The organism is Streptosporangium sp. NPDC002721 (assembly GCF_042888905.1).
Taxonomy (GTDB): Bacteria; Actinomycetota; Actinomycetes; order Streptosporangiales; family Streptosporangiaceae; genus Streptosporangium.
In genome coordinates, this window is sequence record NZ_JBIAQI010000014.1 from 130,856 (window position 1) to 154,909 (window position 24,054).

18 protein-coding genes and 1 tRNA gene are annotated in these 24,054 nt (G+C 69.0%); 17 read left to right on the forward strand and 2 right to left on the reverse strand.

The window, feature by feature from the left end; translation table 11 throughout:
• Positions 1-106 precede the first annotated feature (106 nt).
• Both ACFYWM_RS21450 and ACFYWM_RS21455 read left to right on the forward strand, forming a co-directional pair.
• Positions 107-679, forward strand: coding sequence for an RNA polymerase sigma factor (locus ACFYWM_RS21450; protein WP_389917224.1), 573 nt, complete (start codon positions 107-109; stop codon positions 677-679).
• Positions 666-1,472: a hypothetical protein gene (locus tag ACFYWM_RS21455; RefSeq protein ID WP_389917225.1), complete on the forward strand. Its 807-nt coding sequence runs from the start codon at positions 666-668 to the stop codon at positions 1,470-1,472. The genes ACFYWM_RS21450 and ACFYWM_RS21455 overlap by 14 nt, the downstream gene beginning before the upstream one ends.
• A gap of 143 nt (positions 1,473-1,615) precedes the next feature.
• Here ACFYWM_RS21455 and ACFYWM_RS21460 read toward each other — a convergent pair whose 3' ends face one another.
• The gene (locus tag ACFYWM_RS21460) at positions 1,616-2,635 is read right to left on the reverse strand and encodes an adenosine deaminase (RefSeq protein WP_389917226.1); all 1,020 of its coding nucleotides are present in this window, start codon (positions 2,633-2,635) and stop codon (positions 1,616-1,618) included.
• A gap of 499 nt (positions 2,636-3,134) precedes the next feature.
• Between ACFYWM_RS21460 and ACFYWM_RS21465 the strand changes: the two genes are divergently transcribed.
• Positions 3,135-5,252 (forward strand): ATP-binding protein, encoded by a 2,118-nt coding sequence (locus ACFYWM_RS21465; protein WP_389917227.1) that lies wholly within the window; start codon positions 3,135-3,137, stop codon positions 5,250-5,252.
• A 26-nt stretch (positions 5,253-5,278) separates the two neighbouring features.
• Positions 5,279-7,285: an ATP-binding protein gene (locus tag ACFYWM_RS21470; RefSeq protein WP_389917228.1), complete on the forward strand. Its 2,007-nt coding sequence runs from the start codon at positions 5,279-5,281 to the stop codon at positions 7,283-7,285.
• A 110-nt stretch (positions 7,286-7,395) separates the two neighbouring features.
• Here ACFYWM_RS21470 and ACFYWM_RS21475 read toward each other — a convergent pair whose 3' ends face one another.
• Positions 7,396-8,601: a pyridoxal phosphate-dependent aminotransferase gene (locus tag ACFYWM_RS21475; RefSeq protein WP_389917229.1), complete on the reverse strand. Its 1,206-nt coding sequence runs from the start codon at positions 8,599-8,601 to the stop codon at positions 7,396-7,398.
• A gap of 256 nt (positions 8,602-8,857) precedes the next feature.
• On the opposite strand from ACFYWM_RS21475, the gene ACFYWM_RS21480 reads away from it, so the two are divergent.
• From ACFYWM_RS21480 to rpsL, 13 genes are all read left to right on the forward strand, one after another.
• A tRNA-Trp gene (locus tag ACFYWM_RS21480) sits at positions 8,858-8,930 on the forward strand.
• 75 nt (positions 8,931-9,005) lie between these two features.
• A complete protein-coding gene (gene secE / locus ACFYWM_RS21485) occupies positions 9,006-9,254 on the forward strand; it encodes a preprotein translocase subunit SecE (RefSeq protein ID WP_329089906.1) in 249 nt (82 codons plus the stop codon).
• Between the two features lie 76 nt (positions 9,255-9,330).
• Complete coding sequence (nusG, locus tag ACFYWM_RS21490; protein ID WP_344746620.1) at positions 9,331-10,119, forward strand: transcription termination/antitermination protein NusG; 789 nt, start codon at positions 9,331-9,333, stop codon at positions 10,117-10,119.
• 146 nt (positions 10,120-10,265) lie between these two features.
• A complete protein-coding gene (rplK, locus tag ACFYWM_RS21495; protein ID WP_389917230.1) occupies positions 10,266-10,697 on the forward strand; it encodes a 50S ribosomal protein L11 in 432 nt (143 codons plus the stop codon).
• 174 nt (positions 10,698-10,871) lie between these two features.
• Positions 10,872-11,585, forward strand: a complete 714-nt coding sequence (rplA, locus tag ACFYWM_RS21500; RefSeq protein ID WP_389917231.1) for a 50S ribosomal protein L1 — start codon at positions 10,872-10,874, stop codon at positions 11,583-11,585.
• A gap of 145 nt (positions 11,586-11,730) precedes the next feature.
• Positions 11,731-12,564: a DUF1396 domain-containing protein gene (locus ACFYWM_RS21505; protein ID WP_389917232.1), complete on the forward strand. Its 834-nt coding sequence runs from the start codon at positions 11,731-11,733 to the stop codon at positions 12,562-12,564.
• A gap of 428 nt (positions 12,565-12,992) precedes the next feature.
• Positions 12,993-13,517: a 50S ribosomal protein L10 gene (rplJ, locus tag ACFYWM_RS21510; protein ID WP_389917233.1), complete on the forward strand. Its 525-nt coding sequence runs from the start codon at positions 12,993-12,995 to the stop codon at positions 13,515-13,517.
• 84 nt (positions 13,518-13,601) lie between these two features.
• A complete protein-coding gene (gene rplL / locus ACFYWM_RS21515; RefSeq protein ID WP_389917234.1) occupies positions 13,602-13,991 on the forward strand; it encodes a 50S ribosomal protein L7/L12 in 390 nt (129 codons plus the stop codon).
• A gap of 248 nt (positions 13,992-14,239) precedes the next feature.
• A complete protein-coding gene (locus tag ACFYWM_RS21520; RefSeq protein WP_389917235.1) occupies positions 14,240-14,767 on the forward strand; it encodes a hypothetical protein in 528 nt (175 codons plus the stop codon).
• Positions 14,764-15,288 (forward strand): hypothetical protein, encoded by a 525-nt coding sequence (locus ACFYWM_RS21525; RefSeq protein ID WP_389917236.1) that lies wholly within the window; start codon positions 14,764-14,766, stop codon positions 15,286-15,288. The genes ACFYWM_RS21520 and ACFYWM_RS21525 overlap by 4 nt, the downstream gene beginning before the upstream one ends.
• 443 nt (positions 15,289-15,731) lie before the next feature.
• On the forward strand, positions 15,732-19,199 hold the full coding sequence (gene rpoB / locus ACFYWM_RS21530) for a DNA-directed RNA polymerase subunit beta (RefSeq protein WP_389917237.1): 3,468 nt from the start codon (positions 15,732-15,734) through the stop codon (positions 19,197-19,199).
• Between the two features lie 27 nt (positions 19,200-19,226).
• On the forward strand, positions 19,227-23,114 hold the full coding sequence (locus tag ACFYWM_RS21535; protein WP_389917238.1) for a DNA-directed RNA polymerase subunit beta': 3,888 nt from the start codon (positions 19,227-19,229) through the stop codon (positions 23,112-23,114).
• 567 nt (positions 23,115-23,681) lie between these two features.
• Positions 23,682-24,053: a 30S ribosomal protein S12 gene (gene rpsL / locus ACFYWM_RS21540; RefSeq protein ID WP_012887826.1), complete on the forward strand. Its 372-nt coding sequence runs from the start codon at positions 23,682-23,684 to the stop codon at positions 24,051-24,053.
• Position 24,054: the final 1 nt, after the last annotated feature.

The window sequence follows — 24,054 nt, forward strand, 5'->3', positions numbered from 1 at the left end:
AACCCCGTCGAGAACCCCGTCGAGAACCCCGTCGGAAGCTCCCGCCCTCGGCGGCCGATTTCGATCGCGCCCGCGGACAGGGGCTTCCGCAGACGGCCCATATGCGGTGAAATCTCTCACGACATTCGCGAAGGAGCCCCCGACGGACGACGACGAGGCGATCACCCGATCGCTCGCCGGTGACCTGGACGCCTATGAGGTGCTGGTCACCCGCTACAGCGCGCTCGCGCACCGGACCGCGGCCATGCTCGGGGCCGCCGACGAGGCCGAGGACGTGGTCCAGGAGGCGTTCGTCAAGGCACACCGCCACCTGGCCTCCTTCCGCAGGGACGCGCACTTCCGCCCCTGGCTGCTGCGGATCGTGGCCAACGAGACGCACAACCTGACCCGCTCCCGCGGACGCCGCGACAAGCTGGCCGCGCGGCTCACCGAGTTCGTCCCCGCCCCGGGGGAGGGGCCCGAGGAGGCGGCCGTCGCGACCGACCGCAGGGCGCGGCTCCTCGACGCGGTGCGTACGCTGCCCGAACGGGAACGCGAGGCCGTGGTCTGCCGGTACTTCCTACAGCTGTCGGAGGCCGAGACCGCCCAGGTGCTCGACCTTCCCGTCGGTACCGTCAAGTCGCGGACCTCCCGCGGCCTGGCCCGTCTGCGCGAGGAGGTGGCCCGTGACCTCACCTGACGACCTCGAAGCCCAGCTCCTCGACCTCGGCCGGTCCCTCGACGTCCCGTCCCCGCCCCCCGCCGACGTCGCGCGGGCCGTACGAGCCCGCCTCGAAGCACCACTCGCCCCCGAGACGCCGGCCCTTGAGCGACCGGCCACCGGCACACCCGCGGCCCCCGGCGGTCCCGGAGCGCTCCGGCGCGGGTGGGAGGCGCTGCGGGCCGGAGGCCGGGCGCGCCGGCGGGCCGCGGCCGCCGCCGTCGCGATCCTCGTCGCCCTGCTGCTGGGGGCGACGCCCGCGGGAAGGGCGGCGGTCGTGGAGATCCTGCGCTTCGCGGGGGTCGAGTTCAGGACCGGCGGTCCCGCGCCGCTGCCCTCGGGGGTGCCCCGGCCGCTGCCCGGCGAGCACCGGGTCACCCTGGAACAGGCGCGGAAGCAGGTCGCGTTCCCGATCTCCCTCCCGGCCGCGCTCGGCGACCCCGCCGAGGTCAGGGTGAGCGACGGCGGCAGGGTGGTCTCGCTGTTCTGGCCCGGCCTCAGGTTGGACGAGTACGACGGCAGTCTCCAGGTCGTCTTCCGCAAGGAGCTCGGCCCGCCCTGGCCGCAGGAGACCGGCGTGGGCACCTCGACGGCGCAGTGGATCCCGGTCCACCACGGCCTGACCTATCTGCCCAGGAGCGGCGGCCAGGCCGTGACCCGCCCCCGCCCGGCCGGACCCACCCTCATCTGGCAGCGGGACCGGGTCGGCCTGCGCCTGGAGGGCGTCGGGGAGCTCCGCCGCGCCCTGGAGATCGCCCGCTCGGTCCGCTGACGCCGGCTCGGCGGCCGGCGTGTCGCGACCGGAGATCGCCCGCTCGTCCACCGGCCGGACCCGCCGCTGGTCGCCGGGCCGTGACAGGGGAGTGCCGGCTCGGCGCGCCGGGCGGACACCTGGCCGGCCGGGGGAGCGCCCGCTCAGTCCGCCGACGCCAGCCAGTCGTCGATCTCCTGGAGAAGCTTCTTGCGTACGTCGTCCGGAGCCGCCGACGCCCGTACCGACTGGCGGGCCAGCTCGGCCAGCTCCGGATCGGAGAAGCCGTACACCTGCCTGGCGAGCTCGTACTGGGGCAGCAGCCTGGCGCCGAACAGCAGCGGGTCGTCGGCGCCCAGCGCGATCGGCACCCCCGCCTCGAACAGGCGCCGCAGCGGCACGTCCTCGGCGCGCTCGGCCACCCCGAGGCCGACGTTGGACGTCGGGCAGACCTCGCAGGTGATCTGCCGGGCCGCGAGGCGTTCCATGAGCCTGGGCGACTCGGCCGCCCGCACCCCGTGCCCGACCCGGTCGGCGTCCAGCACGTCGACGCACTCGGCCACGCTGGCCGCGCCCAGCAGCTCCCCGCCGTGCGGCACCGCCAGCAGCCCGGCCCGCTTGGCGAGCCGGAAGGCCCCGTCGAAGTCGCGGGCCCGGCCGCGCCGCTCGTCGTTGGAGAGCCCGAACCCGACCACGCCCTGATCCATGTAGTGCGTGGCGAGGCGGGCGAGCGTCTTGGCGTCGAGGGGATGGCGGGTGCGGTTTGCGGCCACCACGACGGCGATCCCTATCCCCGCGTGGTCCGCGGCCCTGCGCGTCGCGTCGAGCATCAGCTCCATGGCCGAGGTGAGCCCGCCGAACTTCGACGCGTACCCCGAAGGGTCGATCTGGATCTCCAGCCAGCGCGACCCCTCGGCGGCCTCGTCCTCGGCGGCCTCGCGCAGCAGCCGGTAGACGTCGCTCTCCCGCTGCAGGACCGAGCGCGCGATGTCGTACAGCCGCTGGAAGCGGAACCAGCCCCGCTCGTCGGTCGCGCGCAGCTGGGGCGGCCAGTCCTCCTCAAGCGCGTCGGGAAGGTGTGACCCGTGCTCGCGGGCGAGCTCGACGAGGGTCGAGTGACGCATGGAGCCGGTGAAGTGCAGGTGCAGGTGCGCCTTGGGCAGTTCGCTGAGGGGACGTGGCATTTCAACATGGTGCCGTAACCCCGGACGGCTCCGACCGACGACCCCGAGATTTTGGTCCTGACGTGACGGTCCCACCATGACGGTCCCGACGCGACGCCCCCGGCGCGACGAGCCGTCCGCACGCTGAGGATCATCCGGGCGGAACGGGGGAGGGCCCACCGCCGAGATCGCGGACCCCGGACCACGCGGGGAGACCAGGCGACGGGACCGGACCCCGGGCCCGCTCCGGACCCGAGATCGGAAAGGCCACCGAGGGAGCCTCGCGGTCCGGCCCGCTTCCACAGGTGTCCCTGATCCTCCCCGGTGTTTCATGAGCCTTTTCCCAATTGCCCATTTATAGGTTTTAAGGTGTTATTTCGGACGGCTGTCGGGGGGTTCAGGGCACACCCGCCCATACCCCATCCCCCGTTATATCGAGGAAATTTAGGAAACGGGCTTTCAGCGGACCATGTCTCCGTGCGACCGTGGAGGCACACGTTGTCAGGACGCTGGGGCTGCCATGGAAGCGGACGTCTTCGTCGGCAGGGAAACAGAACTCGCCGACGTATCCGCGCTGCTCGAAAGGGTCCGGCACGTCACGCTGACCGGTCCGGCCGGGGTCGGGAAGACCTGTCTCGCCCTGAGGCTGGCCGATGCCCTCGAACCCGCGTTCCCCGGCGGCGTCCACGTCGTGGAGCTGTCGGAGGCCCCCACCGACCTCGACTCCCTGGCCGAGACGCTCGCCGACGCGATCGGCGTCCGCCGCGAGCCCGGCACCCCGGCGCTGCGGGGTCTGGTCGAGGAGTTCCTCGCGCGCCGGACCCTGCTCGTCCTCGACACCTGCGACCGCGCCGTCGGCGCCACGGGCATCCTGGTCGGCCTGCTGCTGCGCTCGGTGGAGGGACTGCGCGTCCTGACCACCAGCAGGCAGCGGCTGGGCCTGCCCGGCGAGCACCTCTACCCGGTCGGCGGCCTGCCCGACGCCGACGCCGTCCATCTGATCACCGTCCTCGCCGGCGACAGGCTCGGCGACACCGATCCGGCCGAGCTCTGCCGGCGCCTCGACAACCTGCCGCTGGCGATCCGGCTCGCCGTGGCCGAGGGCTCTCCCGACAGCTGCGGCACCCTCGACGGGCTCGCCGCCTGCCTCGACGGCCGCCCGGTCTCCACCGCCGGGCTCGCCGCCTTCGACGGCCACGTGACCTCGCCCGACGAGCTCGCCTCGGCCCTCGAAGGCCGTACGGTCCCGGTGGCCGAGCGCGAGATCCACGCGAGCGGGATCGGCGCCGCCCCGCGAGAACGGACCGGGGCTCCCCGGCGGCACAGCTCCATGCGCGTCGCCCTCGGCTGGAGCCACGAGCTCTGCACCCCGCAGGAGCGCCTCCTGTGGGCGCGGGCCTCGGTCTTCGCCGGCACCTTCGACATCGAGGCCGCCGAGGAGGTCTGCGCGGGCGGGGCCCTCGCCGCCAAGGACGTCCTCGACGGATTGCTCGGCCTGCTCGACAAGTCCGTCCTCGTCCGCGAGGAGGGCGAGGGAGGGGTCCGCTACCGCCTGCTCAACACCGTCCGGGAGTTCGGCCTGGTCTGGCTGGAGCGGCTCGGCGAGACCGACGAGATCCAGCGCCGCCACCGCGACCATTACCTCGCGCTGTCGGCCCGCGCCGAGATGAGCTGGCAGGGCCGCCAGCTGGAGTGGTACCGCAGGCTGGTCCTCGAATGCGGCAACATGCGCGGCGCCATCGAATACTGCTACGCCCGGCCGGCCGAATACCGCAAGGGCCTCGACCTGGTCGGCAACCTGTGGTTCCTGTGGGCGTGCTGCGGAATGCAGGCGCCCGGCGACGACCTCCTCCAGCGCGGCCTCGACCTCGACCACACCCCCAGCCCCGAGCGGGTCAAGGCCCTGTGGGTGCACGCCTGGGTCTCGATCCAGCGCGGCGACCTCGTACGCGCCGAGCGCATCCTCAGCGAGTGCGCGGCCGAGGACGCCGACGGCTACGCCACGGCCTACGTGAGCCAGTTCAAGGCCCACCTGGCCGTCGTCAGGGGCGACGTGGTGGAGGCGCTGCGGCTCATCAAGCACGCCCGGGTGCGCCACCGCTCCACCGGCAACGTCTTCCCCGGCTTCCTGCCCACCTACACCGTGGTCGCCACCGCCATGATGCTCGCCGACCACAACGACCAGGCCGTCTCCGTGCTGCGCGAGGGACGCGAGCTCTGCGAGTCCTGCGGCGACTACTGGACGCTCATCCGCCTCGACCTCCTCCTGGCCCAGGCCGAACACGCCCTCGGCAACACCTCCTCCGCCCTCGAGTACGCCTGCACCTCCCTGCGTGGGGCCCGCCTGTTCGGCGACAGCATCTCCCTCATGGAGGCGCTGGAGGTGTTCGTCGTGATCGCCGAGGCGTGCGCCGACGACACCTTCGCCGCCACCATGTTCGGAGCCTCCGGCGCCGCCTGGAAGGACGCCGGGGTCCCGCCCAGCCGCTCACCCATGATCGCGAGCCGGTTCCGCGCGGCCGAGCTGAGGCTGCGCGGGCGTCTGGGCAGGGCGGAGTTCGACCGGCTGGAGGCGCGGGGAGGTTCGATCGGCCTGCGCGACGCCGTGGAACACGCACTCCAGGGAGACTTTTCTTGACGCGCTGCGGCAATCTGCCGGCCGAGATGAACAGCTTCGTCGGCCGCGCCACCGAGCTCGACGAGATCGCGAAACTCCTCACCCGGACGCGACTGCTCACCCTGCGCGGCCCCGGGGGCGTCGGCAAGACGCGCCTCGCCCTGAGGGCCGCCCGCGACGTGCGCGACGAGTACCCCGACGGCGTCTGGGTGGCCGAGCTCTCCGCGGAGACCGACGGCGGCCTGCTCATCCACGGCGTCGCCGGAGTGTTCGGCCTGCACACCCAGGCCGAACGCCCCGCCCTGGAGTCCCTCGTCGAGTACCTCGCCGACCGGCGGCTCCTCATCGTCCTCGACACCTGCGAGCACCTGGTCGACTCCTGCGCGGCCATGGTCGTGGCCGTGCTGACCGGCGCCCCCGACGTCCAGATCATCGTGACCAGCCGCCAGGAGCTCGGCCTGCCGCTGGAGGTCGTCATGGTCGTCGAGCCCTTCCCCGTCCCCCCGCCCGAGGCCCCCGACCTCGCCGACCACGAGGCGCCGAGCCTCTTCCTCGACCGGGCCAGGGCCGTCGCCCCCGGGCTGCGCACGGACGGGCGGGCCATGATGGCCGTCGCCAGGCTCTGCCGCAGGCTCGACGGCATGCCGCTCGCCATCGAGCTGGCCGCCAGCCACATGCGCGGCCTGTCGGCGACCCAGCTCGCCGACCAGCTCGACGTCCACTTCAAGCCGCTGACCGACGGTGAGGGGCCCCCGCGCCACCACACCCTCCGCGCCGCCGCCGGCTGGAGCCACGAGCTGTGCACCCCCGCCGAACGCCTGCTCTGGGCCCGCCTGTCGGTCTTCCCCGCCGCCTTCGACACGGACGCGGCGCGCGGGGTGTGCGAGGACGAGCGCCTGCCCGACGTCCCCGGAGTCCTCGCCGCGCTCGCGGCCAAATCCGTCGTCGCCCGCGTGGGCGGCCGCCACCGCCTGCTCGACACCATCAGGGACTACGGGCGCGACTGGCTCAACCAGCTGGGCGAGAGCGGCCTGATGACCCGCAGGCACCGCGACCACTACCTGTCCGCCGCCCGGCGCATGGGCGCCGAATGGTGCGGCCCGCACCAGCTCGAATGGGCCCGCTGGGCGCGCGAGGAGCTCCCCAACATCCGCGCGGCCCTCGACCGCTGCCTCACCACGGGCGACCACGGCGGCGCCCTGGAGCTGGCCGGGGCACTGTGGGTGCTCTGGTGCCACCTGGGGCTCGTCCGCGAGGGCCGCCACTATCTCGACCGCGCCCTGGCCGCCGCCCCCGTCACCGACCGGGCCAGGTCCAGGCCGCTCTGGGTCGCCGCCCACCTCGCCCTCGTCCGGGGGGACATGTCCCTGGCCCGCAGCAGGGCCGAGGAGGCCGTCGAGAGCGCGCGGCGGCACGGTGACGGCGACGCCGAGGCGCACGCCCTCCTCGCCCTCGCCGAGACCCGCCTGTTCACCGGCGACCTGGACCTGGAGGGCGCGCGGGCGTACGCGCTGCGCGTGGCCGCCGGGCTGGACCCCACCTCACCGGGGGCGCTCTTCCTGCCCTCCTTCCTCGCGATGGCCGCCACCTTCGGCGGCGACTTCGACGAGGCGGTGCGGATCCTGGGCGAGGCGCGCTCCCGCAACGAGGCGCGGGGGGAGGTGTCACAGCGCGCCATGGACGACTACGTCCTCTCCCTGGCCCTCTTCGGCCGGGGGGACGTCGCGGAGGCCGCCACGGCGGCCAGGGCGGCGCTGGAGGTCAAATGGCTGCTGCGCGACACGCTCGGCAGCGTCCTCGCCATCGACCAGCTCGCCAGGATCGCCGTAGCGGCGGGCGACGGCCACCGCGCCGCCTGGCTCCTGGGCGCCGCCCAGCGCATCTGGACCACCTTCGGGCCGCCCGCCGGCGAGGCCGACACCCTGACCGCGCTCCGGAAGGCCGCCGGAGCCCGCGCCGCGGACCTGATCGGCGAGATCGCGTACGCGCGGGCCTTCAACGAGGGCTCGGCCTGCCACTTCGAGGGCGCCGTGACCTACGCCCTGAAAGACTGACCGCCGCCTCGAAGGACTGACCGCGCCGAGGGGCCCGCGCCCCGAATGGTCATGCCCCGGCCGGAGCGTGCGAAGATCGCGCCCGACCGGCCGGGGAGGGGCCGTCGTGCTCAGCCGGCCTGGCCGAGGAACTTGGCGAGGCGGCTCACGCCCTCGGCGAGGTCGTCGTCGCCGAGCGCGTAGGACAGGCGGAAGTAGCCCGGGGTGCCGAAGGCCTCACCGGGGACGACCGCCACCTCGGCCTCCTCCAGGATGATCTCGGCCAGCTCGGCGGAGGTCGCCGGGCGCCTGCCGCCGAACTCCCTGCCCAGCAGCGCCTTGACCGACGGGTAGGCGTAGAACGCGCCCAGCGGCTCGGGGCAGAGCACGCCCGGGATCTCGTTGAGCATCCGGACCATCGTCCGGCGGCGCCGGTCGAAGGCGCCGCGCATCTCCGCCACGGCCGACAGGTCGCCGGTGACGGCGGCCAGCGCGGCGGCCTGGGCGACGTTGGAGACGTTGGAGGTGGCGTGCGACTGCAGGTTGGACGCGGCCTTGACGACGTCCTTGGGGCCGATCAGCCAGCCCACCCGCCAGCCGGTCATCGCGTAGGTCTTGGCGACGCCGTTCAGGACCACGACCTTGTCGCCCAGCTCGGGGACCACGGTGGCGATGCTCGCGAACGTCGCGTCGCCGTACGTGAGGTGCTCGTAGATCTCGTCGGTGACGACCCAGAGATCGTGCTCGACGGCCCAGCGGCCGATCTCGGCGACCTGCTCGGGGGTGTGCACCGCGCCGGTCGGGTTGGACGGGGAGACGAAGAGCAGGACCTTGGTGCGGTCGGTGCGCGCCGCCTCCAGCTGCTCCACGCTCGCCAGATAGCCGGTGGTCTCGTCGGTCACCACGTCGACCTGGACGCCGCCGGCGAGCTTGATCGCCTCGGGGTAGGTCGTCCAGTAGGGGGCGACGACCAGGACCTCGTCACCCGGGTCGAGCAGCGTGGCGAACGCCTCGTAGACGGCCTGCTTGCCGCCGTTGGTGATCAAAACCTGGGACGCGTCCACCCGGTAGCCGGAGTCGCGGAGCGTCTTGTCGGCGACCGCCTGCTTCAGCTCGGGAAGGCCACCGGCCGGGGTGTACTTGTGGAACCGGGGGTTCCGGCACGCCTCGACGGCCGCCTCGACGATGTAGCCGGGAGTCGCGAAGTCCGGCTCACCGGCGCCGAAGCCGATGACCGGGCGGCCCGCCGCCTTCATCGCCTTGGCCTTGGCGTCCACGGCGAGCGTGGCGGACTCGGAGATCGCGGAGATACGCGCTGAGATGCGAGGACGGGTCATACCCCCATGGTTACAGACCTGTGCCGATGTTTCCGCCGGGTATCCACCATGCGGACGCTTCCCCCGCAAGCCGTACGAACGCCCGTAAAAATCCGCTGACCTGGGCAATCTCGTTCCGATCTCCTGTCGGTTCGACGCGGTGGCCATTCACACGTAGACTCCGGCATGTTCTTTCCGCCGCATGCGTGAACCGGCGGTCAAGACCGTGAGCCACGGACAAACTTCGGTCCAACCGATGTATGGTGGTTCATGTCTTAGGGCACTAGCGCAATTGGTAGCGCACCGGTCTCCAAAACCGGCGGTTGGGGGTTCGAGTCCCTCGTGCCCTGCTAGGAGCGGTCCGCGCATCAGGCGTCCAGCGCGCCGCTTATGTGCGTTGGACTCGATGGATTCAGGTGAGGACTGTGGCGATCGACACGCGCGGCGAAACCGCAGACAAGCCGAGCGGTGAGAAGAAGACTAAGCGCACTTCTCCCGCCCTTTTCTACCGACAGGTAGTCGCCGAGCTGCGTAAGGTCATCTGGCCTACGCGCAAGGACCTCATTTCGTACACCATCATCGTCCTGGTCTTCGTTCTGATCATGGTCGGGATCGTGTCGGCTTTGGACGCGCTGTTCACCGAGGGCGTGCTGAGAATCTTCGGCGGAGCCTGAGACGCGGTCTCCGGCGGGGGCGAGTCAGTCCCGCGGACGAGCCCATCAGCCATCTGACGAAAAGAGAAAGAGCACCGTGTCCGAGTCTGCACAGTCGGCCGGCGAGCCCCGCGAGGAGCGCGAGGACGAGCTGGAGAAGGCCGTCGACGTCACCGAGGATTCGCTTGACGAGTCCGACGGGCAGGACGTCGACGCCGAGACCGACGCCGACGCCGAAACCGAGGCCGAGCAGGCCCCGGCCGGCGCCGTCGACGAGGACGGTGACGTCCTTCCCGACGTCGACCCGGTCGAGGAGTTCAAGCGGCACCTGCGGAGCCTGTTCGGCGAGTGGTACGTCATCCACTCCTACGCCGGCTACGAGAACCGCGTGAAGTCGAACATCGAGACCCGCACGCAGTCCCTCAACATGGAGGACTACATCTTCCAGGTCGAGGTGCCCACCCACCACGTGACCGAGATCAAGAGCGGCAAGCGCCAGCTGGTCAAGGAGCGGGTGCTGCCCGGCTATGTCCTGGTCCGGATGGAGCTCACCGACGAGTCCTGGTCCGCGGTGCGTAACACGCCCGGTGTGACCGGTTTCGTGGGCCTTTCCAACAAGCCGAGCCCGCTGAGCCTCGAAGAGGTCGCCAAGCTGCTCGCGCCGGAGCCCTCGGAAGAGGTCAAGAAGTCCACCGCGAAGGCCTCCGCCGCGACGGTCGACTTCGAGGTCGGCGAGTCCGTCACCGTCATGGACGGCCCGTTCGCCACGCTGCCCGCCACGGTCAGCGAGATCAGCGCCGAGTCGCAGAAGCTCAAGGTGCTCGTGTCGATCTTCGGTCGTGAGACCCCGGTCGAGCTCTCGTTCAACCAGGTCTCGAAAATCTAGACCGGTCGCGTAGACTTCGTCAGTCTGCCCCGCGGTCGCGGGGATGGTTCCAAATTCGCCGCATCGGTCAAGGTACGGATGCCGTGGGCCCCGCGGTCGCGGGGATCTGGAACATCGTTCAGAGAAGCAAGGACCCGGAGAGAAGCATGCCTCCTAAGAAGAAGTTCGCGGCGCTCGTCAAAGTCCAGCTCCCCGCTGGCCAGGCCACGCCCGCGCCGCCGGTCGGTACCGCCCTCGGTCCGCACGGCGTCAACATCATGGAATTCGTGAAGCAGTACAACGCTGCCACCGAGTCCCAGCGCGGCAACATCATCCCCGTAGAGATCACCATCTACGAGGACCGCACCTTCACCTTCGTCACGAAGACGCCCCCGGCGCCCGAGCTGATCAAGAAGGCCGCCGGTGTCGCCAAGGGTTCGGCCGTCCCGCAGAAGGACAAGGTGGGCAAGCTCACCAAGGACCAGCTGCGCCAGATCGCCGAGACCAAGATGCAGGACCTCAACGCCAACGACATCGCGGCCGCCGAGAAGATCATCGCCGGCACCGCCCGCTCGATGGGCATCACGATCGTCGACTAGCACCACCCGCCGTACGGCCCGGCGGTGATCTCGTGGCGGCGAACCGCATCCGCGAGACCGGCGAGGACCGGCGGCGAGCGCGATCCCGATCGCGCGAACCATCCAACGTCGAAGTAAGTGGAGGGGCCGGCGCAGGCCCGTACCACGGACACTCGGATCCACAGGAGTGAGCAAGTGAAGCGCAGCAAGGGATACCGCGCCGCAACGGCGCAGGTCGACCGCGAGACCCTGTACAGCCCGGTCCAGGCGGCCAAGCTGGCCAAGGAGACCAACGTCGCCAAGTTCGACGCCACCGTCGAGGTGGCCCTGCGGCTGGGCGTCGACCCCCGCAAGGCCGACCAGATGGTCCGCGGCACCGTCAACCTCCCGCACGGCACCGGCAAGACCGCCCGGGTCCTGGTCTTCGCGACCGGTGACCGCGCCGAGGAGGCCCGCGCCGCGGGTGCCGACATCGTCGGTGCCGACGAGCTGATCGACGAGGTCGCCAAGGGCCGCCTCGACTTCGACGCCGTCGTCGCCACCCCGGACCTCATGGGCAAGGTCGGCCGTCTGGGCCGCGTGCTCGGCCCCCGTGGCCTGATGCCGAACCCCAAGACCGGCACCGTGACCCCGGCCGTCGGCAAGGCCGTCACCGACATCAAGGGCGGCAAGATCGAGTTCCGTGTCGACCGGCACGCGAACCTGCACTTCATCATCGGCAAGGTGTCCTTCGGTGAGCGCCAGCTCATCGAGAACTACGCCGCCGCCCTCGAAGAGGTGCTGCGTCTCAAGCCGTCCGCGGCCAAGGGCCGCTACGTCAAGAAGGTCGTCTTCTCCACGTCCATGGGCCCCGGCATCCAGGTCGACCCCAACCAGACGCGGGCGCTGACCGCCGAGCTCGACGCCTGATAGCAGACGTCTTCCTCGGAAGGCCTCAACCGAATGGCCATTCGGTTGAGGCCTTTCTTCGTTCTCTCGGACGACGCGCCCGGCTTTGCCGAAGCGTAGTGTCTTAAGTCAGGATCATCGGGGGAACGAAAGGGTGGAAGACGAAATGCGCCGATTGGCTCCCGCACTTGCACTGGGAGCGGCCGCGCTCGTCGCGGTCGCGGGATGCGGTGCACAGGGCACCAGCTCCCTCGGAAACGTGAAGCTCGCCGCGGCGGACGCGGTGCAGCAGAGCGCGCAGAAGGCCGAGGAGGTCACCTCCTACTCCGCCGACGTGGTTCTCGACGCCAGCGGCGGTGGTGAGAAGCAGTCGGGCAAGGTCCAGGGCAGCATGCTCTACCAGAGCAAGCCCCAGCTGGCCACCGACATCAGGCTCGACACGATCAACTTCGGCGGACAGAACGTGCCCGGCGGGGCGCGGGCCATCCTGGCGGGTGACACGGTCTACGTGAAGTCCGAGCTCGTCAACAGGTTCGCCGGCACCACCAAGCCGTGGACCAAGGTGTCGCTCACCGAGCTCGACGCCAAGGGGCAGTCCGAGATCAGGAAGTTCATGGACCAGGCCCAGCAGTTCGACCTGGCGGGCACCGTCAAGCTGCTGACCGCGTCGAAGGACGTCAAGGCGGTCGGCACCGAGACGGTCGGCGGGGTCGACACGACGCACTACAGCGGCACCTTCCCGGTCGCCGAGGCCGCCCAGCTGATCGACCCGGCCAAGCGGGAGAACCTCCAGGAGCAGCTCTCGCACGCCAAGAACGTGAAGTTCGACCTCTGGGCCGACGCTCAGAGCCTGCCCCGCAAGGTGACGCTCAGCGGCTCCGAGAAGGAGGCGACGTTCAACCTGACGGCGCTCTTCAAGGGCTTCAACGAGCCCGTGGAGATCACCGCCCCGCCCGCCGACCAGGTGGGCGACCTTCCCGAGCACCGCGGCGGAAACTGACGTTTCCCCGAGATCCGCGCCCCCGGCCCGTCGGCCGGGGGCGCGAGCCCTTTTCAGGGCTCCTCTCCCAGGGCCCCTTCTCTCCGGGGGCGTGGGTCCGTGTGCGGCGTCCAGGGCCCGTACGAGGGCTTTCGGGACCTGTGTCCCCCCGCCGGGGCGGGAGGCGGCTCCAGGGTCGGCGTGCCCCCGGGTGGCTTCGAGTTGGCATTCGGAACGGCAGGACGTATGCTGTCAACGCCGAAGACCGCCGGTCGTCGTCAAGCCGCATGGCCTGATGACTTAAGGATCCACGTCAGTGGACGGCCCGCGTAGGTTGTGATGTGAGTTTTCATCTGGACTAACCTCCTCATGTGAGCCCCGTGCGCCTGCGCCGGGGCTTGTTCGCTTTCCGGGCCCTTTGCCCCGGCGGCACATCTGGAAGGAGGCCCATGGCGAAGGCAGAAAAGGCAACGGCTGTCGCTGAGCTGAAGAGCAGCTTCGACGGCTCCAATGCTGCCGTTCTGACCGAATACCGCGGTCTCACCGTCGCCCAGCTCAAGCAGCTGCGCGTTTCGCTCGGTGAGAATGCGAAGTTCGCCGTGGTGAAGAACACGCTGACCAAGATCGCGGCCAACGAGGCCGGGTTCAACCAGCTCAACGACCTGCTCGCGGGTCCGTCGGCGATCGCGTTCGTCAACGGCGACGTGGTCGAGGCTGCCAAGAGTCTGCGTGACTTCGCCAAGGCCAATCCCCTCCTGGTCATCAAGGGCGGTGTCGTCGACGGCAGGTCGATGACGCCGGACGAGATCACCAAGCTTGCCGACCTTGAGTCGCGCGAGGTTCTCCTCGCGAAGCTGGCCGGCGCCATGAAGGCGAAGCAGGGCCACGCGGCCGCCGTCTTCAACGCGCTGCCCACCAACATGGCTCAGCTGGTCGAGGCCCTGCGTGCCAAGCGCGAAGGCGCCGGCGAGTAGGTCCGCGCAGGCGGTCCCAGGGGATTAACTCGAACCGCGGTCCCAACTTTCCTTAGTAGTTCAGATCCGTATGGAGGAACCATCATGGCGAAGCTCAGCACCGACGAGCTGCTCGACGCTTTCAAGGAGATGACTCTTCTTGAGCTGTCCGACTTCGTGAAGCTCTTCGAGGAGACCTTCGACGTCAAGGCCGCTGCGCCCGTCGCCGTCGCCGCCGCTGCCGCCCCCGGTGCGGCCGCCGCCGAAGAGGTCGAGGAGCAGGACGAGTTCGACGTCATCCTCGAGGCCGCCGGCGAGAAGAAGATCCAGGTCATCAAGGAGATCCGCGCCCTGACGAGCCTGGGCCTCAAGGAGGCCAAGGACCTCGTTGACGGCGCTCCCAAGTCCGTCTTCGACGGCAAGGTCAACAAGGAGCAGGCCGAGAAGGCCAAGGCCGCCCTTGAGGGCGCCGGCGCTTCGGTCACCGTCAAGTAGTTCGTTCCACCGAGAAGAGCGGGTCCACCTGGTGCCGGTGGCCCGCTCTTTTCGCGTTTCCGGGCACGGTCGCCTCGTACGAGGTCGAGTGAACCGGGGGGAAATGACCCGGGGCATGTGCGCGAAGGCCGTTATGCGGATCTGCGTGGCGGGTTATGATCCGGCGATCGGGGAGCATGCCGTCCAGGGCGGCGAAGCAGCCGCGCTCGCCGGCCCGCGTTCCGCAGACCGTGCGATGGGAGAGACGCATGGCAGTGCAGGCCACTCGCTCCCGTCGCTCGCGCCGCTCCCGCCGCCCGCTCAGGATCGCCGGGCCGGTGCTGGGGGTGCTGATCGTGGGGCTGCTGGCCGCCGCGTTCTGGGTCGGTGCCACCCTGCGCGACGCCCAGACGGCCGCTGACGACAGGCAGGCGGCGCTGCGGGCGGCGGGGGCCCACGCCGTGTATCTGCTCTCCGTCGGTTACCGGAGCGTCGACAACGACATCGGGCGCATCCTCGACACCTCCACGGGCGCGGCCAGGGCCGAGTACGCCAGGACCGCCGCGGAGCTCAAGAAGAGCACGATCAAGGACAAGATCCTCCAAACAGGCGCGCTGCGGGCCTCAGGGCTCGTCTCGCTGCGGGGGAGCACGGCCCAGGTGATGGTGGTGGGCGACGCGGTGGTCCGGCGGGACGGGAGCAAGGACGCCCCGCAGGAGCTGTTCCACCGGTGGAACATGGAAGTGACCAAGGTGGGGGGAGCCTGGCTGGTGTCCAAGGCGGAGCTGGTGCTGTGAGACACGCCTCCAGGTTGGCGATCGGGCTCATGGTCGCCGTCGCGCTCGCGCTCGCGGCGGCCGTCTGGATCATGTTCACCGACCTGAGCCGGCTGCGCGCGGACGAGACGGCGGGACGGGAGGCGCTCGCCGCGGCCCGTGCGGTCGCCTCCGACATGCTCTCGTATGACTATCGTACGATCGAACAGGATTTCGCAAGAGCGGGCGGATACACCACCGGGGCGCTCAGCCTGCACTACCGGCAGCTGGCCAGGAGCATGGCCCCGCAGGCGAGGAAGCAGAAGACGGTTCAGCAGGCCGCGGTGACCGGGGCCGGGGTGGAGTCGGTGGAGTCCGGTGACTTCGGCAGGGTCGAGGTGCTGCTCTTCATGAGCATGAGCACCGTCAGGACCCCCGAGGGCGAGAAGGAGCCCCGCCGGGTCGTCAGCCAGAACCGGGCCAGATTCATCATGGTCAAGAAGGATTCCCGCTGGCTGGTCTCGGAGCTGTCCACGCTGCTTGGAGACCCTCCGCCACCTTGATCGGCGTGTCGCTTTACTCAATTGTTAGTAAAGCCCTGGTTTAGCTTCGGCATGGGGTTGGGTACATCGGCCATGGCAGCGTCGATCGTCAGTCGTTCCCTCGGCTAGCGTTCGATCCGCCGGGTGACTCAGCGTCAGCCGCACCAGGTCGGACATCGTCTCCGGTCTTGTGGTGTACGAAGGTCACCCGGTGGGAAAACTCCCAGGGTCTCGGCTATTTCCCGGCCGAAATGTCAGCTCCCGGGCTTGACGTTTCGACTCTGACGAGCGATGCTGCGACCAACGTGGAGCTTGCAGAGAGACTGAAGTGGACAGGTGTATGCCGTTCGGCTACACTGCCCCTTTGCGCTGCCCTTTGACGACCCGCTTCTTTTGGTGCTCTGATGCATGGTCGTCTGGCGTGCGTGTAGTCAGTCCGCCGCGAGCCCTCGGAAGGACATCTGTTGGCAGCCTCGCGCAACGCCTTCGCCGTACCCGCCGGTCCCCGTCGTGTGTCTTTCGCACGAATTCAGGAGCCGCTAGAAGTTCCTGACCTTCTCGCTCTTCAGACCGAGTCCTTCGACTGGTTGCTCGGCAACGAGAAGTGGAAGGGGCGGGTCGAGGCGGCTCGCCAGGCCGGGCGCAAGGACGTTCCGGCCCAGTCGGGCCTCGAAGAGATCTTTGAGGAGATCAGTCCCATCGAGGACTTCTCCGGGACCATGTCCCTGTCGTTCCGCGATCACCGGTTCGAGCCGCCCAAGTACTCAGTCGATGAGTGCAAAGACAAGGACATGACCTACTCCGCCCCGATGTTCGTCACGGCGGAGTTCATCAATAACACCACTGGTGAGATCAAGAGCCAGACCGTGTTCATGGGCGACTTCCCGCTCATGACCGGCAAGGGCACTTTCATCATCAACGGCACCGAGCGTGTCGTCGTCTCCCAGCTGGTCCGGTCCCCGGGCGTCTACTTCGACCGCAGTGTCGACAAGACCTCCGACAAGGACCTCTATGGATGCAAGGTGATCCCTTCCCGGGGCGCCTGGCTCGAGTTCGAGATTGACAAGCGTGACAGCGTCGGTGTCCGCATCGACCGCAAGCGCAAGCAGGCCGTCACCGTCCTGCTCAAGGCGCTCGGCTGGACCAGCGAGCAGATCCTCGAGCGTTTCGGTCAGTACGAGTCGATGCGCGCCACCCTGGAGAAGGACCACACGGCCGGCCAGGACGACGCCCTGCTCGACATCTACCGCAAGCTGCGCCCGGGCGAGCCGCCGACCAAGGAGTCGGCGCAGACGCTGCTGGAGAACCTGTACTTCAACTCCAAGCGTTACGACCTCGCCAAGGTCGGCCGATACAAGATCAACAAGAAGCTCGGGGTCGACAGCGAGATCACCCAGGGCACGCTCACCGAGGACGACATCGTCGCCACCATCGAGTACATCGTCCGGCTGCACGCCGGCGAGGTCGAGATGCCCGGCGCCAACGGTGAGATCGTCGTCGAGACCGACGACATCGACCACTTCGGCAACCGCCGTCTGCGCACGGTGGGCGAGCTCATCCAGAACCAGGTCCGCCTGGGCCTGGCCCGCATGGAGCGCGTCGTCCGCGAGCGGATGACGACCCAGGACGTCGAGGCGATCACGCCGCAGACCCTGATCAACATCCGCCCGGTCGTGGCGTCGATCAAGGAGTTCTTCGGCACCTCCCAGCTGTCGCAGTTCATGGACCAGACCAACCCCCTGGCCGGCCTGACGCACAAGCGTCGTCTGTCCGCGCTGGGCCCCGGTGGTCTGTCCCGTGAGCGGGCCGGCTTCGAGGTCCGTGACGTCCACCCCTCGCACTACGGCCGCATGTGCCCGATCGAGACGCCGGAAGGACCGAACATCGGTCTGATCGGCTCGCTGGCCTCCTTCGGCCGGGTCAACTCCTTCGGGTTCGTCGAGACCCCGTACCGCAAGGTCGTCGACGGCCGGGTCACCGACCAGGTCGACTACCTGACCGCGGACGAGGAGGACCGGCACGTCATCGCCCAGGCGAACACGCCGATCGGCTCCGACGGAACGTTCCTCGAGCCGCGCGTGCTCGTCCGCAGGAAGGGCGGGGAGTTCGAGTCCCTGCGCGCCAACGAGGTCGACTACATGGACGTCTCGGCACGCCAGATGGTGTCCGTGGCGACCGCGATGATCCCGTTCCTGGAGCACGACGACGCCAACCGCGCGCTCATGGGCTCCAACATGCAGCGCCAGTCGGTGCCGCTGCTCAAGAGCGAGGCGCCGCTGGTCGGCACCGGCATGGAGTACCGCGCCGCGACCGACGCCGGCGACGTCATCACCGCCGACAAGGCGGGCGTGGTCGAGGAGGTCTCCGCCGACTACGTCACGGTGATGAACGACGACGGCACCCGTACGACCTACCGGGTCGCCAAGTTCAAGCGCTCCAACCAGGGCACCTGCTTCAACCAGAAGCCGATCGTCAAGGAAGGCGACCGGATCGAGGTGAACCAGGTCGTCGCCGACGGTCCCTGCACCGACGACGGCGAGATGGCCCTGGGCAAGAACCTCCTCGTGGCGTTCATGCCGTGGGAGGGCCACAACTACGAGGACGCGATCATCCTCTCCCAGCGCCTGGTGCAGGACGACGTCCTCTCCTCGATCCACATCGAGGAGCACGAGGTCGACGCCCGCGACACCAAGCTGGGCCCCGAGGAGATCACCCGGGACATCCCGAACGTCTCCGAGGAGGTCCTGGCCGACCTCGACGAGCGCGGCATCATCCGCATCGGCGCCGAGGTCGTCCCCGGCGACATCCTCGTCGGCAAGGTCACGCCCAAGGGCGAGACCGAGCTCACCCCCGAGGAGCGCCTGCTGCGCGCGATCTTCGGTGAGAAGGCCCGCGAGGTCCGTGACACCTCCCTGAAGGTGCCGCACGGCGAGCAGGGCAAGGTCATCGGCGTCCGCGTGTTCAGCCGCGAGGAGGGCGACGAGCTCCCCCCCGGCGTCAACGAGCTGGTCCGCGTCTACGTGGCCCAGAAGCGTAAGATCACCGACGGCGACAAGCTGGCCGGACGGCACGGCAACAAGGGCGTCATCTCCAAGATCCTTCCGGTCGAGGACATGCCGTTCCTCGAGGACGGCACGGCCGTCGACATCATCCTCAACCCCCTGGGCGTGCCCGGCCGAATGAACGTCGGCCAGGTCCTGGAGACCCATCTCGGGTGGATCGCCGCCAGAGGGTGGGACATCACCGGCATCCAGGAGGCCTGGGCCGAGCGGCTGCGCGACAAGGGCTTCGCCGAGGTCGACCCGCGCACCAACATGGCCACGCCGGTGTTCGACGGTGCCAACGAGGAAGAGATCATCGGGCTGCTCGACAACACCCTGGTCAACAGGGACGGCGGGCGCATGGTCGGCGCGAACGGAAAGGCCCAGCTGTTCGACGGCCGTTCCGGGGAGCCGTTCCCGCACCCGATCTCCGTCGGCTACATCTACATCCTGAAGCTGCTCCACCTGGTCGACGACAAGATCCACGCTCGTTCGACCGGTCCCTACTCCATGATCACCCAGCAGCCGCTCGGCGGTAAGGCCCAGTTCGGTGGCCAGCGCTTCGGTGAGATGGAGGTCTGGGCCCTGGAGGCGTACGGCGCCGCCTACGCCCTGCAGGAGCTGCTCACCATCAAGTCCGACGACGTCCTGGGCCGCGTGAAGGTCTACGAGGCGATCGTCAAGGGCGAGAACATTCCCGAGCCCGGCATCCCGGAGTCGTTCAAGGTCCTCATCAAGGAAATGCAGTCGCTGTGCCTGAACGTCGAGGTGCTCTCCAGCGACGGCATGTCCATCGAGATGCGCGACACCGACGAGGACGTCTTCCGCGCCGCGGAGGAGCTCGGCATCGACCTGTCCCGGCGTGAGCCGAGCAGCGTCGAAGAGGTCTGATCTAGAAGCTGAGGAGGGGATTACATAGTGCTCGACGTCAACTTCTTCGACGAGCTTCGGATCGGCCTCGCGACCGCCGACGACATCCGCCAGTGGTCGCACGGCGAGGTGAAGAAGCCCGAGACGATCAACTACCGGACGCTCAAGCCCGAGAAGGACGGACTCTTCTGCGAGAAGATCTTCGGTCCGACCCGCGACTGGGAGTGCTACTGCGGTAAGTACAAGCGCGTCCGCTTCAAGGGCATCATCTGTGAGCGCTGTGGCGTCGAGGTGACCCGCGCCAAGGTGCGTCGTGAGCGGATGGGCCACATCGAGCTGGCCGCGCCCGTCACGCACATCTGGTACTTCAAGGGTGTCCCGTCCCGTCTGGGATACCTGCTCGACCTGGCCCCGAAGGACCTCGAGAAGGTCATCTACTTCGCGGCCTACATGATCACGCACGTCGACAAGGAAATGCGCGAGCGTGACCTGCCGTCGCTCGAGGCGAAGATCTCCGTCGAGCGTCAGCACATCGAGCAGCGCCGTGACGCCGACATCGAGGCTCGCCAGCGCAAGCTGGAGACCGACCTGGCCGAGCTTGAGGCCGCGGGCGCCAAGGGCGACCAGCGCCGCAAGGTCCGCGAGGGCGCCGAGCGTGAGATGCGGCAGCTGCGCGACCGGGCCCAGCGCGAGCTGGACCGGCTGGACGAGGTCTGGAGCCGCTTCAAGAACCTCAAGGTCCAGGACCTCGAGGGCGACGAGCTGCTCTACCGCGAGATGCGCGACCGTTTCGGCCGCTACTTCCGCGGCGGCATGGGCGCCCAGGCCATCCAGGAGCGTCTGACCAACTTCGACCTCGCTCTTGAGGCCGAGAACCTGCGCGAGACGATCCGCAGCGGCAAGGGCCAGAAGAAGGCCCGCGCGCTCAAGCGTCTCAAGGTCGTGTCGGCGTTCCTGAACACCCGCAACTCGCCCAACGGGATGGTCCTCGACTGCATCCCGGTCATCCCGCCGGACCTGCGCCCGATGGTGCAGCTCGACGGTGGCCGGTTCGCGACCTCGGACCTGAACGACCTGTACCGCCGGGTGATCAACCGGAACAACCGCCTCAAGCGCCTTCTCGACCTCGGTGCCCCCGAGATCATCGTGAACAACGAGAAGCGGATGCTCCAGGAGGCCGTCGACGCGCTGTTCGACAACGGCCGCCGCGGCCGCCCGGTCACCGGTCCCGGCAACCGCCCCCTGAAGTCCCTCAGCGACATGCTGAAGGGCAAGCAGGGCCGGTTCCGCCAGAACCTGCTGGGCAAGCGAGTCGACTACTCCGGCCGTTCGGTCATCGTCGTCGGCCCGCAGCTGAAGCTGCACCAGTGCGGTCTGCCCAAGCAGATGGCGCTGGAGCTCTTCAAGCCGTTCGTGATGAAGCGCCTGGTCGACCTGAACCACGCGCAGAACATCAAGTCGGCCAAGCGGATGGTCGAGCGTGCCCGGCCGGTCGTGTGGGACGTCCTCGAAGAGGTCATCACCGAGCACCCCGTGCTGCTCAACCGCGCGCCGACCCTGCACCGCCTGGGCATCCAGGCCTTCGAGCCGCAGCTGGTCGAGGGCAAGGCCATCCAGATCCACCCGCTCGTCTGCACCGCGTTCAACGCGGACTTCGACGGTGACCAGATGGCCGTGCACCTGCCGCTGTCGGCCGAGGCGCAGGCCGAGGCCCGCATCCTGATGCTGTCGACGAACAACATCCTCAAGCCGGCCGACGGCAAGCCCGTGACCATGCCCACCCAGGACATGATCATCGGCCTCTACTCGCTGACCACGCTCAAGGACGACGACGAGAACGGCGTCGGCAGGGGCCGGGTCTTCGGCTCGGTGTCGGAGGCGCTCATGGCCTTCGACCGCCGCGAGCTGGACATCCAGTCGCTGATCCAGATCCGGATGAAGGGTGACGTCCCGCCGCCCCGCGGCTGGGCCGCCCCCGAGGGCTGGGAGGCGGGTGACAGCTACCGCCTGGAGACCACCCTGGGCCGTTGCCTGTTCAACCAGACCCTGCCGGCGAACTACCCGTACGTGAACTCGCAGGTCGGCAAGAAGCAGCTGTCGGTCATCGTCAACGAGCTCGCCGAGAAGTACCCCAAGGTCGAGGTCGCCGCGGCGCTCGACGCCCTCAAGGACGCCGGTTTCTACTGGGCGACCAGGGCCGGTGTGACGATCTCCATCGAGGACGTCATCGCGCCGCCGAACAAGGCCGACATCATGGAGACGTACGAGCGCAGGGCCGACAAGGTCCAGCGTGAGTACGAGCGCGGCCTGATCACGGACGAGGAGCGCCGTCAGGAGCTCATCGAGATCTGGACGCACGCGACCAGTGACGTGACCGACGACATGCAGAAGGCGTTCCCGAAGACCAACCCGGTCTGGATGATGGTCCAGTCGGGGGCCCGAGGAAACCTGATGCAGGTCCGGCAGATCTCCGGAATCCGCGGCCTGGTGTCCAACACCAAGGGTGAGACGATCCCGCGCCCGATCAAGGCCTCGTTCCGCGAGGGCCTGTCGGTGCTGGAGTACTTCATCTCCACCCACGGCCAGCGGAAGGGTCTGGCGGACACCGCGCTGCGGACCGCCGACTCGGGTTACCTGACCCGTCGTCTGGTGGACGTCGCGCAGGACGTCATCGTCCGCGAGATCGACTGCGGCACCGACCGCGGCGTCCCGCTGCACGTGGCCGACCGCGACGCCCAGGGCAACCTGGTCAAGGCGGAGAACGCCGAGAGCAACGTGCACGGCCGCATCCTCGCCGAGGACGTGGAGGTCGACGGCAAGATCATCGCGCCGATGGGTGTCGACATCAACGACATCCACGTCACCGCGCTGGTCGAGGCCGGTGTGGAGACCGTCAGGACCCGCAGCGCCCTCGTCTGCGAGGCCAAGATCGGTGTCTGCGCCACCTGCTACGGCCGCTCGCTCGCGACCGGCAAGCTCGTGGACGTCGGCGAGGCGGTCGGCATCATCGCCGCCCAGTCGATCGGCGAGCCCGGCACCCAGCTGACGATGCGGACCTTCCACACCGGTGGTGTGGCGGGCGCCGACATCACCCACGGTCTGCCCCGTGTGCAGGAGCTCTTCGAGGCGCGCGTCCCCAAGGGTGTCGCCCCGATCAGCGAGGCCGAGGGCCGGGTCCGCGTCGACGAGACCGACAAGACGCGGAAGATCGTGATCGTCCCGGACGACGGTTCCGAGGAGGTCGCGTACCCCGTGTCGATGCGGTCGCGCATGCTCGTCTCGGACGGGCAGCGCGTCACGGTCGGCCAGCAGCTGATCGCCGGTGCGGTCAACCCCAACGAGGTGCTGCGCATCCTCGGCCCCCGGGCCGTGCAGCTGCACCTCGTGGCGGAGGTCCAGCAGGTCTACCGTTCGCAGGGTGTGTCGATCCACGACAAGCACATCGAGATCATCGTGCGGCAGATGCTCAAGCGCGTGAACGTGCTGGAGTCCGGCGACGCCGACATGCTGCCCGGCGAGCTCGTCGAGCGGCCGCGCTTCGAGCGGATCAACCGCGAGTGCGTGGCGGAGGGCGGCACGCCGGCCTCCGGGCGCCCGGTGCTGATGGGCATCACCAAGGCCTCGCTCGCCACCGAGTCCTGGCTGTCCGCGGCGTCCTTCCAGGAGACGACCCGAGTGCTCACCGACGCGGCGATCCACGCCAAGTCGGACTCGCTGCTCGGCCTCAAGGAGAACGTCATCATCGGAAAGCTCATCCCGGCCGGTACGGGCATGCCCCAGTACCGCAACATCCGGGTCGAGCCCACCGAGGAGGCCAAGGCCGCCATGTACACCGTCGGCGGCTACGACGGCTCCGCGGCCGACTACACCTTCGGCTCGGGCTCCGGTGAGGCCGTGCCGCTGGAGGAGTACGACTTCGGGCAGTACAACCGCTAGGCGGCACAAGCGCTGAGTGGTCACGGGCGGCGCCCGGTCCCCGTACGGGGACCGGGCGCCGTCGCCTTTCGTTTACCTCTCCGTCGTCCGCTTCTCGCCCACGGTTCCGGTGGCGGGGGATGTTGACCTTTCTTGACCGGAATGTTGCGGCGAAAGCCGTACGTTAATGCGGAGAACGGCCGGAGAAGTGCTCGGTGGCGGGTAAACTCGACACGGACCCGGAAGCGGTCGGTCGGAAACCGGTCGCGGGAGTCATGACACGAACACCGGCGCCTGGCGGCGCAACCGTTTTGACGTGTTGCGTTGGGCTGGGTAGTCTTTTCCTTCGTGCCCATGTCTTCATGGGCCTTCATGCGTGCGCGTCGACAGGTTTCCCGTTGGGGAGTCGGCAGAGGCGCCGTGTGGCCTCCTCCACCGGACCGGCCTTAACCGGGATGTGGCGCGGAACCTACGCGACACGCCCGACCGCGTGGGTCGGAGGGGATGAAAGAACCGCAGGTCATGACACCGGCAGCACCTGCAAAATGCACCACATTCGAATTACCGGCTAGCACGAACGGAGACGCGGTGCCCACGATTCAGCAGCTGGTCCGCAAGGGCCGCCAGGACAAGGTCACCAAGACCAAGACCCCGGCGCTCAAGGCCAGCCCTCAGCGACGCGGCACCTGCATGCGCGTTTACACCACGACCCCGAAGAAGCCGAACTCCGCCCTCCGCAAGGTCGCGCGTGTCCGGCTCACCAACGGCATCGAGGTCACGGCCTACATCCCCGGTGTCGGCCACAACCTCCAGGAGCACTCCATCGTGCTCGTCCGTGGTGGTCGTGTGAAGGACCTGCCGGGTGTTCGCTACAAGATCATCCGCGGCTCGCTCGACACCCAGGGTGTCCGTAACCGCAAGCAGGCTCGTAGCCGTTACGGCGCGAAGAAGGAGAAGTAGG